Annotated in this window: 12 protein-coding genes; 9 read left to right on the plus strand and 3 right to left on the minus strand. The window is 58.9% G+C overall.

The window, feature by feature from the left end:
• Positions 1-60: 60 nt before the first annotated feature.
• Positions 61-651: a tetratricopeptide repeat protein gene (locus ACSMDR_RS01670; RefSeq protein ID WP_436466813.1), complete on the minus strand. Its 591-nt coding sequence runs from the start codon at positions 649-651 to the stop codon at positions 61-63.
• A gap of 212 nt (positions 652-863) precedes the next feature.
• On the opposite strand from ACSMDR_RS01670, the gene ACSMDR_RS01675 reads away from it, so the two are divergent.
• Complete coding sequence (locus ACSMDR_RS01675; protein ID WP_436466814.1) at positions 864-1,922, plus strand: PA0069 family radical SAM protein; 1,059 nt, start codon at positions 864-866, stop codon at positions 1,920-1,922.
• Between the two features lie 672 nt (positions 1,923-2,594).
• Here the strand turns inward: ACSMDR_RS01675 and gyrA are convergent.
• Complete coding sequence (gyrA, locus tag ACSMDR_RS01680; RefSeq protein ID WP_042042411.1) at positions 2,595-5,372, minus strand: DNA topoisomerase (ATP-hydrolyzing) subunit A; 2,778 nt, start codon at positions 5,370-5,372, stop codon at positions 2,595-2,597.
• Between the two features lie 184 nt (positions 5,373-5,556).
• Between gyrA and ubiG the strand changes: the two genes are divergently transcribed.
• From ubiG to yfaE, 5 genes are all read left to right on the plus strand, one after another.
• Positions 5,557-6,273 (plus strand): bifunctional 2-polyprenyl-6-hydroxyphenol methylase/3-demethylubiquinol 3-O-methyltransferase UbiG, encoded by a 717-nt coding sequence (gene ubiG / locus ACSMDR_RS01685; protein WP_005907197.1) that lies wholly within the window; start codon positions 5,557-5,559, stop codon positions 6,271-6,273.
• Positions 6,273-6,956 (plus strand): HAD family hydrolase, encoded by a 684-nt coding sequence (locus tag ACSMDR_RS01690; RefSeq protein WP_224432851.1) that lies wholly within the window; start codon positions 6,273-6,275, stop codon positions 6,954-6,956. The genes ubiG and ACSMDR_RS01690 overlap by 1 nt, the downstream gene beginning before the upstream one ends.
• Positions 6,957-7,571: 615 nt before the next feature.
• On the plus strand, positions 7,572-9,839 hold the full coding sequence (gene nrdA, locus ACSMDR_RS01695) for a class 1a ribonucleoside-diphosphate reductase subunit alpha (protein WP_259269721.1): 2,268 nt from the start codon (positions 7,572-7,574) through the stop codon (positions 9,837-9,839).
• A 65-nt stretch (positions 9,840-9,904) separates the two neighbouring features.
• A complete protein-coding gene (gene nrdB, locus ACSMDR_RS01700; RefSeq protein ID WP_042042407.1) occupies positions 9,905-11,038 on the plus strand; it encodes a class Ia ribonucleoside-diphosphate reductase subunit beta in 1,134 nt (377 codons plus the stop codon).
• Positions 11,035-11,358: a class I ribonucleotide reductase maintenance protein YfaE gene (yfaE, locus tag ACSMDR_RS01705; RefSeq protein WP_310504053.1), complete on the plus strand. Its 324-nt coding sequence runs from the start codon at positions 11,035-11,037 to the stop codon at positions 11,356-11,358. The genes nrdB and yfaE overlap by 4 nt, the downstream gene beginning before the upstream one ends.
• A 321-nt stretch (positions 11,359-11,679) precedes the next feature.
• Here yfaE and sstT read toward each other — a convergent pair whose 3' ends face one another.
• Positions 11,680-12,927 (minus strand): serine/threonine transporter SstT, encoded by a 1,248-nt coding sequence (gene sstT, locus ACSMDR_RS01710; protein ID WP_042042406.1) that lies wholly within the window; start codon positions 12,925-12,927, stop codon positions 11,680-11,682.
• A gap of 343 nt (positions 12,928-13,270) precedes the next feature.
• Here sstT and ACSMDR_RS01715 point away from each other — a divergent pair, with 343 nt between their 5' ends.
• The 3 genes from ACSMDR_RS01715 (at position 13,271) to ACSMDR_RS01725 (ending at position 19,061) form a co-directional block, all read left to right on the plus strand.
• Positions 13,271-15,199, plus strand: a complete 1,929-nt coding sequence (locus ACSMDR_RS01715; protein ID WP_436466815.1) for a RecQ family ATP-dependent DNA helicase — start codon at positions 13,271-13,273, stop codon at positions 15,197-15,199.
• 640 nt (positions 15,200-15,839) lie between these two features.
• Positions 15,840-17,762, plus strand: a complete 1,923-nt coding sequence (locus ACSMDR_RS01720; protein WP_042042404.1) for a PrkA family serine protein kinase — start codon at positions 15,840-15,842, stop codon at positions 17,760-17,762.
• A 27-nt stretch (positions 17,763-17,789) separates the two neighbouring features.
• A complete protein-coding gene (locus tag ACSMDR_RS01725; protein ID WP_042042402.1) occupies positions 17,790-19,061 on the plus strand; it encodes a YeaH/YhbH family protein in 1,272 nt (423 codons plus the stop codon).
• Positions 19,062-19,067: the final 6 nt, after the last annotated feature.

Genomic DNA, 19,067 nt, shown 5'->3' on the forward strand with positions numbered 1-19,067 from the left:
TGGTAGTTGATGGCAGACCTCCTTCTTTCGCAGCTCAAGCCAACCCTGTCATTAGCCGGATCAGCTGGCCCCAACCAGCAGCGGCTGCCAGTTGAAATCGAACTGGCTCTTGCCCTCCTCCGCCAGTGTCAGCTCCTCCAACACCCGCAGCGCCATCTTGTTGCCCCCCTGGGCGGCCTGAAACAGCCACTGCCTGGCCTGAACCAGGTCCACCTGGCCATTGACCCCCATCAAATGCAATATGCCAAGCTTGAGCATGGCAGGCACATCGCCGTTACGGGCTGCGCTATCCATCCAGTGAAAGGCCATCGCAAGATCCTGAGCCACACCATGACCCCGTAGATAAACTTCCCCCAGACGATATTGACCCAACGCATCGCCCCCCTCTGCCGCTTGGCGATAGAGGCGAATAGCCTCAGCCAAATCCGGGGCACTGCCCTGCCCCAGCTCGTGACTCCACCCCATCAAGGCTTGCGCTCTCGGCTCACCCGCCTCGGCTTTCGCCTGCCAGATGTCGACGGCCTGACTGAAGCGCCCCTGCTGCCAGGCTCGCTGGGCACTGTCCATCTCGTCGGCACCGCCCGGTAGCAAACGCCAGATCAACACGCAGGTCAGACCAATAAACAACCAAGAGGAGGGAGATTTCATCATAGGGATTACCGTGATCCAGTTCTCATTTCTTCTATGTAAACGAAATGTAATGACGAACGCAAGTCGGGCGTATCTCCGGGCTCTCCCTTCGATCCCCCACACGGTCGCTACAGGGTCAAGGGCCTCACCCCTTCTGCGCCACCTGCTTGTCTTTGTCTGTCTCATTGCGCACAATGCCTGTATATAAACACAGTTATCGTGAGCAACAAGCTATGGCTGGACGCGGCACTCTCCACAATCTGGATCATCGTTTCAGTGGCCCCCGCATCGAGGTGGTCGACGATGGTTGGCAACAAGACGCCGACTGGGCGCCCGAGTTTATGAAAAGCGCTCCACAATCCCAGGTTCGTGAGATCCAGGCCCGCAGCATCATCAGTCATAATCAGTCGCCGGATGTACCCTTCAGCCGCTCCATCAACCCCTATCAGGGTTGTGAACATGGCTGTATTTATTGCTATGCCAGGCCCAGCCATGCCTACCTGGAGCTCTCCCCAGGGCTCGATTTTGAAACAAAACTGTTTGCCAAGCTCAACGCCGCCCACCTATTGCGTCAGGCATTTTCCAAACCCGGATATCAACCACAGACCATCGTCATTGGCGCCAATACCGATCCCTATCAGCCCATTGAGCAGCAATACCGCCTCACCCGCGCCTTGCTCGAAGTGATGCTGGCTCACAAGCATCCGGTAGGCATCATTACCAAGAGCGCCATGGTGCTCAGAGACCTCGAGTTGCTACAGGCTCTCGCCAGCGAAGACTTGTGCCACGTCATGGTCTCGGTCACCACACTGGATGAGGATCTCAGGCGAAAACTGGAACCCAGAGCCAGTACGGGGCAGGGGCGGCTGGCGGTGATCGGCAAGCTGGCACGGGCCGGGATCCCGGTGGGAGTGCTGGCAGCCCCCATGATCCCCAGGCTCAACGGATCTGAACTCGAGCAGATCATCAGCGCGGCCGCCGCGCAGGGGGCCAACCAGGCTGGCTACATCTTGCTGCGCCTGCCCCATGAGCTGACGCAGCTCTTTGATGACTGGCTGACATTGCACTATCCCGACAAGCGGCAGGCTGTACTGAATCAACTGAAAGCCAGCCGGAAAGGTCGGCTCAATAGCCCGGCCTTCGGGGATCGCATGCGTGGCAGCGGCCAGTTTGCCGAGCTGCTTGCCCAGCGCTTTCGGCTGATCTGCAAACGCTCGGGGCTCAACTCGGCTCATACGCCCCTTAACCTGCACGCTTTTATCCGTCCCCACCAACAGTTCGAACTGTTCTAGCTTCACCCGCCCCGCCAACCCATCGAGATGAAGGGATGACAGCGTGGCAACAGACGGTGAACCGGGCATCCAGGCAACGGGAGCAGACACAGGATGGAGAGGTTCAGGAGGGAACCGCGAACCCAAGTGACAGCATGGGATCACGGATAATGAAGTATCAAGAGTGGGAGCGTAGAGCGGAGCAAGGACTCTGCTGCGGGTAGTCACCACCGGGCCCTGGCTGGCACTGACATCCCCAGGATGGCCCTGTGGCATCTAGCGGGAGACATATCCCCTCTCCCGCTTTGCCACTGCCCCTGCCGCTCAGAGAGCGGCTGAGGTTCAGGACGATTGGCTGCCTTTTAGCAATTCAACCGGGATCCTGGATGGCTCAAAGGCCACCAACTCCTCTTCCCGCTCAGCCCCAGACTCATCCCCGAACCATTTCGACCACCAGAGTTGTAACATCGCAGACTCCTCGACATGACACGACACCGGCTGATGTCGAGTGCAGCTTATCCTTGTGCCATGACAACCAGATGACATTCACTCCTGCCGGTCAAGGAGCTCATGCTGAACGAGACAACGCCAGCCAGCGTCAAGGTTGCCGCCAGCCAACGGCAGACCATAAAAAAGAGCGCCCTAAGGCGCTCTTTTTGCAGCAACTAGCCAACTCGGCCAGACGATGGAGTATTACTCCTCATCGGCCTGTTCGGCTTGATCACTCTGCTGAGCCTCGCCCGACTCGGGGACGATGTCACCTGCGGCGGCGGTACCGGCTTCAGCCGACTCACCATCCATCAGGACCTCTTCCTCGTCGCTTTCGGCGATACGCTGCAGACCGACCACTGTCTCATCTTCACCGGTACGGATCAGACGAACACCACCGGTGTTACGGCCTATGATGCTCACCTCGGCGACGCGAGTACGCACCAGGGTGCCGCCATTGGTGATCAGCATGATCTGGTCGGTATCTTCGACCTGGATCGCATCGATCACCTTGCCGTTACGCTCGTCCACCTTGATGGAGCGAACGCCCTGGGTACCACGGCTCTTGGTCGGGTACTCGGTCAGCGCGGTACGCTTGCCGTAACCGTTCTCGGTGGCGGTCAGGATGGCGCCTTCGCCACGGGGGACGATCAGGGAAACCACCTTGTCGCCATTGAGCAGGCGGATACCACGAACCCCACCGGCGGTACGGCCCATGGGACGAACCCCCTTGAAGGTGCCCTTGGTTTCGCTGCCTTCGGCGGCGTCACTGCTGTCGTCATCACTGACGGCGTCGGCTTCCACATCCTCATCGGCGTCGCTATCGTTCTCGACATCCGCATCGGCGCGGCCGCTGCCTTCATTGAAGCGAACCACCTTGCCCGCATCGGAGAACAACATGATCTCGTTGCTGCCATCGGTGATGTCCACGCCAATCAGCTCATCGCCCTCTTTGAGGTTGATGGCACGAATGCCGGAGGAGAGCGGACGGCTGAACGCTGACAGGCTGGTCTTCTTCACGGTACCGTCGGCGGTGGCGAAGAACACATACTTGTCGTCGCTATACTCTTTGACCGGCAGGATGGCGGTGATACGTTCACCCTCTTCCAGCGGCAGCAAGTTGATGATCGGGCGGCCACGGGCGCTACGAGACGCCTCAGGCAGCTGATACACCTTGAGCCAGTAGACCTTGCCACGGGTGGAGAAGCACAAAATGGTGTCGTGGGTGTTGGCCACCAACAGACGCTCCACAAAGTCCTCTTCCTTGATCCGGGTGGCCGACTTGCCACGACCACCGCGGCGCTGGGCCTCGTAGTCGGTCAGCGGCTGATACTTCACATAACCCTGGTGAGAGAGGGTCACCACCACGTCTTCCGGGGTGATCAGATCTTCGATGTTGATCTCGGCGCTGGAGGCGCTGATCTCGGTGCGACGCTCGTCGCCATACTGCTCGCGCACGGCCAGCAGTTCATCGCGGATCACTTCCATCAGGCGTTCCGGGCTTGCCAGAATGAACAGCAGCTCGGCGATCAGATCCAGCAGAGATTGATACTCTTCCAGGATCTTCTCGTGCTCCAGACCGGTCAGCTTGTGCAGACGCAGGTCAAGGATGGCCTGGGCCTGCTGTTCGGTCAGGAAGTACTGGCCTTCACGGATACCGAACTCAGGCTCCAGCCACTCTGGGCGGGCTGCATCGTCACCGGCTTTTTCCAGCATGCCGGCCACGTTGCCGAGCTCCCAGCCGCGCGCGACCAGCTTGGCTTTCGCGTCTGCAGGGGTGTCGGAGTGACGGATCAGCTCGATGATGGGGTCAATGTTGGCCAGCGCAACAGCCAGACCTTCCAGGATGTGCGCCCGATCCCGCGCCTTGCGCAGTTCGAACACGGTCCGGCGGGTCACTACCTCACGGCGGTGCAGCAGGAAGGCATCCAGGATCTCTTTAAGGTTCATCACCTTGGGCTGGTTGTTATCGAGCGCCACCATGTTGATGCCGAACGTGGTCTGCATCTGGGTGTGCTTGTAGAGATTGTTCAACACAATCTCGCCGGACTCGCCGCGCTTGATCTCGATAACGATGCGCATGCCGTCTTTATCAGACTCATCGCGCAGGGCACTGATGCCCTCGAGTTTCTTCTCTTTGACCAGCTCGGCGATCTTCTCGATCAACCGCGCCTTGTTCACCTGATAAGGCAGCTCGTGAACGATGATGGTCTCGCGACTCGTCTTCTCGTCCACTTCCACTTCGGCCTTGGCACGCACATAGACGGAGCCGCGACCGGTGCGGTAGGCCTGCACGATGCCGGAACGACCGTTGATGATGGCACCGGTGGGGAAGTCTGGGCCGCTGATGTAGGTCATCAGCTCATCGATGGTGAGGGAGCCATTTTCGATCAGCGCCAGACAGCCGTTCACTATCTCGGTGAGGTTATGAGGCGGAATGTTGGTCGCCATGCCCACCGCGATACCGGAGGAGCCGTTGACCAGCAGGTTGGGCACCTTGGTGGGCATGACAGCCGGGATCAGCTCGGTGCCGTCATAGTTGGGCACCCAGTCCACGGTCTCTTTGTCCAGATCGGCCAGCAGCTCATGGGAGATGCGCGCCATCCGGACTTCGGTATAACGCATGGCGGCGGCGCTGTCGCCGTCGACCGAACCGAAGTTACCCTGACCGTCGACCATCATGTAACGCATGGAAAAATCCTGCGCCATGCGGACGATGGTGTCATACACGGCACTGTCGCCGTGGGGGTGGTATTTACCGATTACGTCACCGACCACACGGGCCGATTTTTTATAGGGCTTGTTCCAGTCGTTCCCCAACTCGTTCATAGCAAACAGAACGCGGCGGTGAACCGGTTTCAAGCCATCACGCACATCCGGCAGAGCTCGTCCTACGATCACGCTCATGGCGTAATCCAGATAGGAACTCTTGAGCTCTTCTTCGATGTTGATCGGCGTGATCTCTCTGGCCAGATCGCTCATAGAAAGCCTTAATCCCTAATTAGTTGTTCTTTGGCATAAACAGCGCGACATAGTAACACAACAAGGGCCATTGCTTAAGTCGGAAATCGGGCTGGTTTGCATAAGTTGGTTCGTTATAATGCCCGCCAGGACAATAGATTGCGCTCCCGACGGGTCGAGCGCCCTGCCACAGGATTTTGCCAAGATGAACACTGATGCCAATGTCGATCTGACAGAAATTGCCAAATTCGAAGCCATCGCCTCCCGCTGGTGGGATCTGGAGGGTGAGTTCAAGCCGCTGCATCAGATAAACCCGGTGCGCCTTGACTGGATCACCGACAAGAGTGGCGGCCTGTTTGGCAAGCCGGTGCTCGACATCGGCTGCGGCGGCGGCATTCTCTCCGAGAGCATGGCCCGCCGTGGCGCCAAGGTGACCGGCATCGACATGGGCAAGGAGCCCCTCGGGGTCGCCCGCCTCCACGCCCTGGAACAGGGGGTCGAACTTCACTACCAGCAGATGACCGCCGAGCAGCACGCCGATGAGGCGCCCGGTCAGTACGATGTGGTGACCTGCATGGAGATGCTCGAGCACGTGCCGGATCCCGCCTCGGTGCTGCGTGCCATCGCCACCCTGGTGCGCCCGGGCGGCCGGGTGTTCGTCTCGACCATCAATCGCAATCCCAAGTCGTTCCTGATGATGATTGTCGGCGCCGAATACCTGATGAAAATGGTGCCCAAGGGGACCCATGACCACAAAAAATTCATCACCCCCGCCGAACTGTGTCGCATGGGTGAGGCCGCGGGCCTGCTGGTACGGGACATGAGCGGGGTGCACTACTCGCCGCTCACCGGCCACTTCAAGCTGGGCGCCAACGTCGATGTCAACTACATGGTGGAGTTTGTCCGCCCGGAGCTGGGTTGATGAGTACCCGCCAGACAAGCGTGCGCTGCGTGCTGTTCGACCTGGACGGCACCCTGCTCGACACCGCCCCGGACTTGGGCGCCGCGGTCAACCATGTGCTGATAAGCGAAGGCTTTGCCCCGCTCTCGGATGAGATCATTCGCCAGACCACCTCCCACGGGGCGCTCGGCCTGCTCAAGGCGGGGCTGGGGGACGAGCTGCTGGAAGAGCTGGGGGCGACGCGCCTGCGCACCGCCCTGCTCGATTACTACGCCAGCCATCTGTGCGTCGGCACCCGCCCCTACGAGGGCATGATCGATCTCATCGAATGGCTGGACGAGCGATCCCTGCCCTGGGGCATCGTCACCAACAAGCCGGGCTTTTTGACCGAGCCGCTGCTGGCGGCCCTGCCGGCACTGGCCAGCTGTGGCGTGACGGTCAGCGCCGATACCCTGCCGGTGCGCAAGCCCGACCCCGCCCCCATGTATTTCGCCTGTGAGCAGTTGGGGGTCGAGGCCGCGCACTGCCTCTATGTCGGCGACCATGTGCGCGACATCGAGGCGGGCCGCAACGCCGGCATGTTGACCGCCATCGCCGGCTGGGGCTACCTGCATGGGGAGGATGACCCGGCTGCCTGGGGGGCGGATCTGCACTTTGATACGGTGCAGGCGTTGCATCACTGGTTGCGCTACGAACTCGGGTGACGCACAGCCAGACTCGCTGGATCCCGCCGGGATCAAAGATGGCCCATCCCGGCGCGTGCTCATGCCGCAGATGCGCCGCCGAGGGACCCTTGTCGCCATCCACTTGCCATCATTAACATGAAACAGACAGGGCCCGACGGGCCCTGTCTGTTTGCACGTACGGCACAGGCTCGATGACTCACTTTTTCACCGTTCTGCGCGGGGAACGTTGCCGCATAATGGCGACCATTTTTGGCGCGGATCGCACAGGGATTGTGCAAGGATCCAGAGGGGTGCGATTGCTAGTAAAACGGGGCTAGTTTCGCAAGAAAAAAAAGTTATTTTAATTTTATATCTTGGATAGGCAGGCTTGCTTTTCAGGGAGCGGACGAAGGAAAACCCGTTCACTGTGAGCAGTCACTAACTATCATGAGACACCCACAATTTATCCACAGCTATACCCCCATCCATACGTTGCAAAGCTGTGATGACCTCACTATCTTGTAGCTCGAACTCAAAATAACACTACATCTTGTGCCTCACCGCATATCGCCCCACTAGAAACGAGGGGCGAACTGGCTTGCTTGTCAAGCCTTGCGGTGAGTTTTTCGGGAATCAACTAAAGGTCATCAGCCAATGAACTTGTTTGTGACGAAGCGTAACGGCCACAAAGAACCCATCGATCTGGATAAAATTCACCGTGTGCTCGACTGGGCCGCAGAGGGACTCGACCACGTCTCAGTCTCCCAGGTAGAACTCAAGTCCCACATCCAGTTCTATGACGGTATCCGTACCGCCGACATCCACGAAACCGTCATCAAGGCTACCGCTGATCTGATCTCCGAACAGAGCCCGGATTACCAGTACATGGCAGCCCGTCTGGCCATCTTCCACCTGCGCAAGAAAGCCTACGGCCAGTTCGAACCGCCCCACCTCTACCAGCATGTCGCCCGTCTGGTAGACATGGGCAAGTACGACAAGCACCTGCTGACCGACTACACCCAGGCCGAATTCGAGGAGCTCAACGAGCACCTGGATCACTGGCGTGACATGGACTTCTCCTACGCCGCCGTCAAACAGCTCGAAGGCAAATACCTGGTCCAGAACCGCGTCACCGGCGAGATCTACGAGAGCCCGCAGTTCCTCTATATCCTGGTAGCGGCCTGCCTCTTCTCCAAGTACCCGAAAGAGACGCGCCTGAGCTATATCAAGCGCTTCTATGATGCGGTCTCGACCTTCAAGATCTCCCTGCCGACCCCGATCATGAGCGGCGTGCGCACCCCGACCCGTCAGTTCAGCTCCTGCGTGCTGATCGAGTGTGATGACAGCCTGGACTCCATCAATGCCACCGCCAGCGCCATCGTCCGTTATGTCTCCCAGCGCGCCGGCATCGGCATCAACGCCGGTCGCATTCGTGGTCTGGGCAGCCCCATTCGTGGCGGCGAAGCCTTCCACACCGGTTGCATCCCCTTCTACAAATACTTCCAGACTGCGGTCAAATGCTGCTCCCAAGGCGGCGTGCGCGGCGGTGCCGCCACCCTGTTCTACCCCCTGTGGCACACCGAGGTGGAGAGCCTGCTGGTTCTGAAAAACAACCGTGGCGTGGAAGAGAACCGGGTCCGTCACATGGACTACGGGGTGCAGATCAACAAGCTGATGTACCAGCGCCTCATCAAGGGCGGTGACATCTCCTTGTTCTCCCCCTCCGATGCCCCCGGCCTGTACGACGCTTTCTTCGCGGATCAGGACAAGTTCGAGCAGCTCTACGTCAAGTACGAGCAAGATCCGGCCATTCGCAAGAAGACCATCAAGGCGGTGGATCTCTTCTCCCTGATGATGCAGGAGCGCGCCGGTACCGGTCGCATCTACATCCAGAACGTGGATCACTGCAACACCCACAGCCCGTTCGATCCGAGCGTGGCGCCGGTACGTCAATCCAACCTCTGCCTGGAAATTGCGCTGCCGACCAAGCCGCTCAATAACGTGGATGACGACAGTGGCGAGATTGCCCTGTGCACCCTGTCGGCCTTCAACCTCGGCGCCATCGAGAAGCTCGAAGATCTCGAAGAGATGGCCGATCTGGCCGTGCGCGCCCTGGATGCCCTGCTCGACTATCAGGACTACCCGCTCAAGGCCGCCCAGAAAGGCAGCATGAACCGCCGCACCCTGGGGATAGGCGTCATCAACTACGCCTACTACCTGGCCAAGAACGGCGCCCGTTACTCCGACGGTTCTGGTCTGGCGCTCACCCACCGCACCTTCGAGGCGATCCAGTTCTATCTGCTCAAAGCCTCGGTACAGCTGGCCCGTGAATTCGGCCCCTGCCCGGCTTTCAACGAGACCACTTACGCCCAGGGCATTTTGCCCATCGATACCTATAAAAAGGATCTGGACGTGTTGTGCCAGGAGCCGCTGCACCTGGACTGGGAAACCTTGCGCGAAGAGATCAAGACCGTGGGTCTGCGCAACTCCACCCTGACCGCCCTGATGCCAAGCGAAACCTCCAGCCAGATCTCCAACGCCACCAACGGCATCGAGCCGCCGCGCGGCCTGGTGTCGGTCAAGGCCTCCAAGGATGGCATCCTCAAGCAGGTAGTGCCCGAGTACGAGCGCCTCAAGGATCAATACGAGCTGCTCTGGAAGCAACCGAGCGTCGATGGTTACCTGCAGCTGGTCGGCATTATGCAGAAGTTTGTGGATCAGGCGATCTCTGCCAACACCAACTATGATCCGGCCCGTTTCGAAGGCAACAAGGTACCGATGAAGCAGCTGCTCAAGGATCTGCTGACCGCCTACAAATACGGCCTCAAGACCCTCTATTATCACAACACCCGTGACGGTGCTGACGACACCCAGGCCGACATGCAAGATGACGGCTGTGCCGGCGGCGCCTGCAAGATCTGATAAACACCGAGCGGGAGCCTTCACTCCCGCTCTCCTGTTTCCCAATTCAAGACATTCAAATCACCATGGCTTATTCAACGTTTTGCCAGACCCAGAATGACCAGCTCAAGGAACCCATGTTCTTTGGCCAGCCGGTCAACGTGGCCCGTTATGATCAACAAAAATATGATGTATTCGAGCGGCTGATCGAGAAGCAGCTCTCCTTCTTCTGGCGCCCGGAAGAGGTGGACGTCTCGCGGGATCGCATCGACTACCATGCCCTGCCCCCCCACGAGCAGCACATCTTCATCTCCAACTTGAAGTATCAGACGCTGCTGGACTCCATTCAGGGCCGCAGCCCGAACGTCGCGCTGCTGCCGCTGGTCTCCATCCCGGAGCTGGAGACATGGATTGAGACCTGGGCCTTCTCCGAAACCATCCACTCGCGCTCCTATACCCATATCATCCGCAACATCGTCAACAGCCCCTCCCAGGTGTTTGACGACATTGTGACCAACGAGCAGATCCTCAAGCGCGCCGGCTCCATCAGTTGCTACTATGACGACCTGATCGAGGCGACCGCGCTCTATAACCTGCACGGTGCCGGTACCCATATGGTCAACGGCGCTGAGCGCACCATCGACCTCCATGAGCTCAAGAAGAAGCTCTATCTGTGTCTGATGAGTGTCAACGCCCTGGAGGCGATCCGTTTCTACGTCAGCTTTGCCTGCTCCTTCGCCTTCGCCGAGCGCGAACTGATGGAGGGCAACGCCAAGATCATCAAGATGATCGCCCGTGATGAAGCCCTGCACCTGACTGGCACCCAGCACATGCTCAACCTGATGCGCAGCGGCCAGGACGATCCCGAGATGGCCATCGTGGCTCAGGAGTGTGAACAGGCCTGCTTCGACATCTTCAAGGAAGCGGCCGAGCAGGAGAAGGAGTGGGCCGAGTACCTGTTCCAGGACGGCTCCATGATTGGCCTGAACAAGGACATCCTCTGCCAGTACGTTGAGTACATCACCAACCTGCGCATGGCCGCCGTCGGACTGCCTTCCGCCTTTAGCGGCGCCAAGCAAAACCCTATTCCCTGGATCAACACCTGGCTGTCCTCTGACAACGTTCAGGTCGCCCCCCAGGAAGTGGAAGTGAGCTCCTATCTGGTCGGTCAGATAGACAGCGAAGTGAGCCATGAAGATCTCGGTGACTTCGAGCTGTGAGTGAGGCACTGCTGGCGCCAGAGCGGGCCGCCCAGACCCCAGGGGTTGAACGCGAGCCGGCGCTGGCCATCATAGAGAGCCAGCACGGCCCCATGCAGGTTCGCCCTGGCGAGGCGTTGCTCGACACCCTGGAGCGCCACGGCCACCAGCTGGAGTATCAGTGTCGCAGCGGCTATTGCGGCGCCTGCCGCACTCCCCTGCTGGCGGGCAAGGTGCACTACCCGGAGCCTCCCCTTGCCTTCGTCGAAGCGGGGCAGTGTCTGCCCTGTTGCTGTCGCCCGGTGGGCGACATCACCCTCGATCTCAGTCACCACGACTAGCGCCTCACCACCAGATCCCCAGAGCCCTCCATCGAGGGCTTTGTGTTATCCGCCAGCGGCGGTCTGCCAAACCATTTTGATATGCTCAGCCCCACTCCCAGCCAGTGCATGCTGCTCACCCCGCCCCTCCAGACAATCTTGAGCCGCGCCTGTGTCTGCGCATCTGCCTGCCCGTCTGGCAGACGCGACGGCCCGCCACGCCGCTTGCGAGGAAGGGAGAGAAGCCCGCCCCTGCACCAGCCACGGTTTGCACGCAAAAAAAATGCCCTCCGAAGAGGGCATGTCCATGTCTGACACGTAGCCAGATTGCTGACCGTCGATTTAGACGTTACGGCTGACCACAGGGTGATCCAGCAGGGCCTCGTCTTCGGCCATGCAGGCTGCCGCGGTGAACAAGACGTCGGTGGAGCTGTTAAGGGCTGTCTCGGCGGAATCTTGCAGCACACCGATGATGAAGCCGACCGCGACCACCTGCATGGCGACATCATTGCTGATGCCAAACAGGCTGCAGGCCAGGGGGATCAACAGCAGGGAGCCGCCGGCTACCCCAGATGCGCCACAGGCGCTGATGGTTGCGACCACGCTGAGCAGCACTGCCGTGGCCAAATCCACCTGCAGACCCAGGGTATGGGCCGCCGCCAGACTCAGTACCGTGATGGTGATGGCGGCACCAGCCATGTTGATGGTGGCTCCCAGGGGGATGGAGACCGCATAGGTGTCCTTGGGCAGCTTGAGCTTCTCGCACAGGGCCATGTTGACCGGGATGTTGGCGGCTGAGCTACGGGTGAAGAAGGCGGTCACACCGCTCTCTTTCAGGCAGGTCAACACCAGCGGATAAGGGTTGCGCTTTATCTTCCAGAAGACGATGAGCGGGTTGACCACAAAGGCGATGAACAACATGCTGCCGATCAGCACCATCAGCAGATGGGCGTAACCAAGCAACGCCTCGAAGCCGGTCTCGGCCAGGGTGGATGCGACCAGACCCAGGATGCCGAGCGGGGCGCAGCGGATCACCGCCTTGACGATGATAGAGACCCCATCGGACAAGTCGGAAACCAGCACCTTGGTGCTCTCACTGGCGTGACGCAGCACGATGCCAAGGGCGATGGCCCAGGCCAGGATGCCGATGTAGTTGGCTTCCATCAAGGCCTTGACCGGGTTGCTCACCACGTTGAACAGCAGGGTCTGCAACACCTCGATGATGCCCCCAGGCGGGGTGACATCGGCGGTATTGGCCACCAGATGCAGGCTGGAGGGGAACATGAAGCTGGCCAGCACGGCCACCAGCGCGGCGGCGAAGGTACCGAACAGGTAAAGACCGAGCAGCGGGCGGATATTGGTCTTCTGACCCTGCTTGTGACCCGTGATGGAGGCGGTCACCAGCACGAAGACCAGTATGGGGGCCACGGCCTTGAGGGCACCGACAAACAGGTTGCCGAGCAGACCTGCCGATTTGGCCCACTCAGGAGCGAGCAAGGCCAGCACTATGCCAACGATCAAACCGATCAGGATCTGGCTGACCAGACTGGTGCGATTGATCAGACGAAGGAGGGGGTGTTGTTGTGTCATCTATGTAGTCCCTGTGCACACTCGGTGCTTGAATCATGAAGTCCTGCGGCGAACCTATTTCATTCGGAACCAACCGAACGAACCCGCCAGCTGCGGGAAGACCTTCTCGAGGGGGTCTCTGTTCCAGGCGGGGGTCGCACCCATGGAATATCCCACCTGCAACATCTTTTTTCCACACATACACCACGAAAATCCCATTTCACATCACAAAAAAACCACAACAATGAGATAACACCATATCAACAACCGCCAGAACGAAGCCAAATGCCACTCTCTTGGCGTCCCTGGCCGATCCTGGCCGGGTCCAGGTGGTATCATGGGGTTTTCCTCAGGATGCCGCCCTATGATCGCCTCTTTGCTTGAACAACACTTCGGTTTCACCCAGCTCAGACCCGGGCAACAGGCAGTCATGGAGCAGATATTGGCAGGACGCAGCGCCGCGGCCATCTTCCCGACAGGCTCCGGCAAGTCTCTTTGCTATCAACTGCCCGCCCTGGCCCTGCCCCACCTGACCCTGGTCATCTCCCCGCTCATCGCCCTGATGCAGGATCAGCTCGCCTTCTTGCAGCGCAAAGGGATAGCCGCAGCCACGCTGGATTCGAGCCTGACCCCGGAGCAGAGCCGTGAGGTGATGCGGCAGATAGAGGCTGGCGAGCTCAAGATCCTGATGATCTCGGTCGAGCGACTCAAAAACGAGCGCTTTCGCCGCTTCATCGCCGGGGTGCCGCTCTCGTTGATGGTGGTGGACGAAGCGCACTGCATCTCGGAGTGGGGCCACAACTTTCGTCCCGATTACCTCAAGCTGCCCGAACACAGGCGCGCTCTTAATATCCCCCAGGTACTGCTGCTGACCGCCACCGCCACGCGGGCCGTGATGCAGGACATGCAACGCAAGTTCGATATCGACGATCAGGGGCTGGTGGTGACCGGTTTCTACCGCCCCAATCTGGACTTGAATGTTGTGCCTATTGAACCCGGCTTGCGTGACCGCTGGCTGGCGCAGGAGATAGGGCGAGCGCCTGGCGCCCCGACCATCGTCTATGTCACCCTGCAACACACCGCCGAGGCGTGCGCCGCCAATCTGGCCCGGGCCGGGTTTCGGGCCCGTGCCTATCATGCCGGGCTGGGCGCTGATCTTCGCCGGGAGATACAGCAGTCCTTCATGACTGGCCAGCTCGACTGCATTGTCGCCACCATCGCCTTTGGCATGGGGATAGACAAGGCCGATATTCGCCGGGTCATCCATTACGACTTGCCCAAGTCCATCGAGAACTACAGCCAGGAGATAGGCCGTGCCGGGCGAGATGGCCAGCTCTCCCACTGCACTGTGCTGGCCAATCGGGCTCAGCTGCCGGTGCTGGAGAACTTCGTCTATGGGGATACCCCGGACCGCGCCGCCATCCGTCAGTTGTTGGCCCAACTGCCCCCTGCGGGGGAGTCCTGGGAGTTCGTGCTGCTGCGCCTCTCCAACGAGACCAATATTCGCCAGCTTCCCCTCAAGACACTCCTGGTCTATCTGGAACTGGCCGGCGTGCTGAGCCCGGCTTATAGCTATTTTGCCGACTATCGCTTCAAGTTCATCGCAGACAAAGCCGCCATATTGGCGCGTTTTGGCGAGGGGCGTCGCCACTTTCTCGAGGCCCTGTTCGCCTCTGCCCCTCAGGCTCGCAGCTGGTGCACCATGGATTTTGAGGCCCTCTGGCAGGGGTATCAGGGGGAACGCTCCCGCGCCGTGGCCGCCCTCGACTATCTGCAGCAACAGGGGCTCATCGAACTGGAGAGCAAGCAGATGACCGAGGTTTATCAGGTGCAGCATGCACCGAGCAGCCTCGATGTCCTCGCCGATGAGCTTCATGCTCTGTTCGAGCAAAAGGAGCAGAGCGAACTGGCCAGGTTGCAGGGCCTGCTCGCCTTCTTCACCTCACCCACCTGCCTGAGCCACTCCCTTGCCCACCATTTTGCCGATGAGCAAGCGCCAGCCTTATGCGGTCACTGTTCGGTCTGTCGCGGCCAGGTGGCGGAGCTGCCTGTTCACCTCGCCCCAAAACTGCCCAATGAAGCCGGAATCCGCGCCTGGTGCGATCCGCTGGCAAGCCTGTTGCCCCAACCAACACCCAGGGTGCTGGCGCGCTTCCTGTGCGGCATCAGCACGCCGCTCACCACCCGCCTCAAGGCGGGCAAGCTGGCTGGCTTCGGGAGGCTGAGCGAAGTGCCCTTTGCGCAGGTGATGGCACTGGTGACCCAGGCCTATGGTGTGCAAGGATCCAAATAGACTCATTTGTTCCGTCTTGGGGATTCCGGCCAAGAATGCCGGTTAGCGTGCTGAAGAGATAAGGAGGATAACAGGAGGGCCTGCGCCGAAAAAATAAGACCCTCGCAGATGCGAGGGTCAAGCCAACGGAAACGTGCTTAAACAGAGCTTTGTTTTCGGACACTGAGACGCCTTCTTGCTAAAGCAGCGCAGCACCGAACACAGGGCCAATCTAGAGCAGCCGGAATGTAGCGTCAATGTAAAAATTAGACTCATAACTCTAAGTTTAGATCGTTACGTTAACGTTTACGTAAAGCACATTCCACTGTGGCATTCCCCAAGGCGCGGCTGGCCTGCCCTGGGGCGATAGCGATCCTCTCCCTCATCCCATTCGTACTTTTTTATTGAAGAATGATGAAACATTTATTTTTTATCTCTTTGACATTTACCCAGCTATCGTGGCAGAAATAATTTAACAGTCAGTAACATACAGCATCTGCTGACTGCCTCCCACCCAAAGGGCCAGGGAAGCGAGCCAACCGATTTAATCCCGTTAACGGTGATGGATTACTGGGGGCTGTTGACTAGGCTTAAGAGGAAAGTACAACAAGGGTAAGAAACCGGTCATTTTAGGGTAAGCGACTATAACGAGGGCTAAGTTATGGGCATCTTCGAGCATTACCAACAGCGTTATGAGCAAGCCAGGGAAGAGGAGTACAGCATTCAGGAGTTCCTGGACATGTGCAAACAGGATAAATCCTGCTACGCCTCCGCCGCCGAACGTCTACTGGTCGCCATCGGCGATCCCGAGATGGTTGATACCGCCACCAATCCACGACTCAGTCGCCTCTTCTCAAATCGAGTCGTTGCGCGCTATCCGGCATTCAAAGATTTCTATGGCATGGAAGAAGCCATCGAACAGATCGTCTCCTACCTCAAACACTCGGCCCAGGGGCTGGAGGAGAAGAAACAGATCCTCTATCTGCTGGGTCCGGTTGGCGGCGGTAAATCCTCCCTGGCCGAGAAGCTCAAATCCCTGATGCAGAAGGTGCCCATTTACCGGATCAAAGGCTCCCCGGTCAACGATCACCCCTTCTGCCTGTTTGACATGGAGGAGGACGGTGAGCTGCTGGAGAAAGAGTACGGCATACCCCGCCGTTACCTGCGTCCCATCATGTCTCCCTGGGCGGCAAAGCGTCTCACCGAATACGGTGGTGACATCAGCAAGTTCAAGGTAGAGAAGATCAACCCCTCCATCCTGCACCAGATCGCCATCGCCAAGACGGAGCCCGGTGATGAGAACAATCAGGACATCTCTTCCCTGGTCGGCAAGGTCGATATCCGCATGCTGGAGCATTTTGCCCAGGATGACGCCGATGCCTACTCCTACTCCGGGGCCCTGTGCAAGGCCAACCAGGGCATGATGGAGTTCGTCGAGATGTTCAAGGCCCCCATCAAGGTGCTGCACCCGCTGCTGACCGCGACGCAAGAGGGCAACTACAACGGCACCGAAGGGCTCTCTGCCCTCCCCTTTGACGGCATCTTGCTGGCTCACTCCAACGAATCCGAATGGCAGCACTTCAAAAACAACCGCAACAACGAAGCCTTCCTCGACCGCGTCTATATCGTCAAGGTGCCCTACTGCCTGCGCGTCTCGGAAGAGGTGAAAATCTACGAGAAGCTGCTCACCAACAGCGAACTGACCGAGGCCAAGTGTGCCCCGGGGACCCTGGAGCTCCTCGGCCAGTTTACCGTCTTGTCACGACTCAAGGAGCCGGAGAACTCCAGCCTCTACTCCAAGATGCGGGTCTATGATGGCGAGAGTCTCAAAGACACGGATCCCAAAGCAAAAAGCTATCAGGAGTACCGGGATTATGCCGGGGTCGATGAGGGGATGAATGGCCTGTCGACCCGCTTCGCATTCAAGATATTGTCGCGGGTGTTCAACTTCGATCATGCCGAGGTCGCGGCCAACCCGGTGCATCTCTTCTATGTGCTGGAGCAACAGATAGAGCGGGAACAGTTCCCGCAAGAGATCCACGATCGCTACCTGGAGTTCATCAAGGGCTACCTCACCCCGCGTTACGTGGAGTTCATCGGCAAGGAGATCCAGACCGCTTATCTCGAGTCCTACTCGGAGTACGGCCAGAACATCTTCGATCGCTACGTCACTTATGCGGATTTCTGGATCCAGGATCAGGAGTATCGGGATCCAGAGACGGGCCAGCTGTTTGACCGCGCCTCCCTCAACAGCGAGCTGGAGAAGATAGAAAAACCGGCAGGCATCAGCAACCCGAAAGATTTTCGCAACGAAATCGTCAACTTCGTGCTGCGGGCCCGGGCCAACAACGCCGGTCGCAATCCGAACTGGACCAGCTACGAGAAGCTGCGCACCGTCATCGAGAAGAAGATGTTCTCCAATACCGAGGAGCTGCTGCCGGTTATCTCCTTCAACAGCAAGACCTCGGCGGAAGAGCAGAAGAAACACGATAACTTTGTCGAGCGGATGATGGAGAAGGGCTACACCCGTAAACAGGTGCGGCTGCTCTCCGAATGGTATCTCAGGGTACGCAAGTCATCCTGAGCCTGACGGCTTTGCCAAGGGGGAGTTATGGCGCACTTTATCGACCGCAGGCTCAACGGCAAGAACAAAAGCGCTGTCAATCGGCAGCGCTTCATCCGCCGCTACAAGAAGCAGATCAAACAAGCGGTCTCGGATGCCGTCTCCAAGCGCAGCATCCAGGACGTAGACAAAGGCGAGAGCATCAGCATCCCGACGCGGGACATTGGCGAGCCCCATTTTCACCAGGGTCAGGGGGGAAAACGGGAGATGGTGCACCCGGGTAACGATCAATTCGTCTCCGGGGACAAGATAGACAGACCCAAGGGCGGTGGCGCAGGTCAGGGCGCGGGTGAAGGTCAGGCCTCCAATCAGGGGGAAGGAAGCGATGACTTCGTGTTCCAGATCTCCAAGGAGGAGTATCTGGATCTCTTGTTCGAAGATTTGGAACTGCCCCACCTGCAAAAGACGCAGCTCAACCAGCTGATGGAGATGAAGACCTACCGGGCTGGCTACACCTCAAACGGCGTGCCGGCCAATATCAACGTAGTGCGTTCCCTGCGCAACTCACTGGCGCGACGCATGGCACTGCAAGCGGGCAAGAAACGCACTCTGCGTGAACTTGAAGCGCGCATGCTGTTACTTCAGCAAGATCCGAGCGAACACTTTGCTGAGATCACACTGCTTGAGAAGGAGATCCGCGACCTGAAAAAACGGATCGACGCCGTGCCTTTCATCGATACCTTCGATCTCAAGTTCAATAACTTCGTCAAACGGCCGGTTCCCTCCAGTCAGGCGGTGATGTTCTGCCTGATGGATGTCTCCGGCTCCATGGATCAGGCCACCAAGGAGATGGCCAAACGCTTCTACATCCTGCTCTACCTCTTCCTGAGCCGTACTTACAAGAATGTGGAGGTGGTCTATATCCGCCACCACACCCAGGCCAAGGAGGTGGACGAGCATGAGTTCTTCTACTCCCAGGAGACGGGGGGCACCATCGTCTCCAGCGCGCTCAAGATGATGAGCGACATCATGGATGAGCGCTACCCCACCAATCAGTGGAACATCTACGCCGCCCAAGCCTCCGATGGCGACAATTGGGCAGACGATTCGCCCCAGTGTAAAGAGATCCTGCTGCGCGACATCATGCCGCGGGTTCGCTACTACTCCTATATCGAGATCACCACCCGGGCCCACCAGACTCTGTGGCACGAATACGAGTCGGTGGCGAGCCACTACTCCTACTTTGCCATGGAACATATCCGCAAGGTGGAGGACATCTATCCGGTATTCCGGGAACTGTTCAAGAAGCAAGCGGCCTAGGGGGGC

Source organism: Aeromonas molluscorum, from assembly GCF_051376105.1.
Taxonomy (GTDB): Bacteria; Pseudomonadota; Gammaproteobacteria; order Enterobacterales; family Aeromonadaceae; genus Aeromonas; species Aeromonas molluscorum.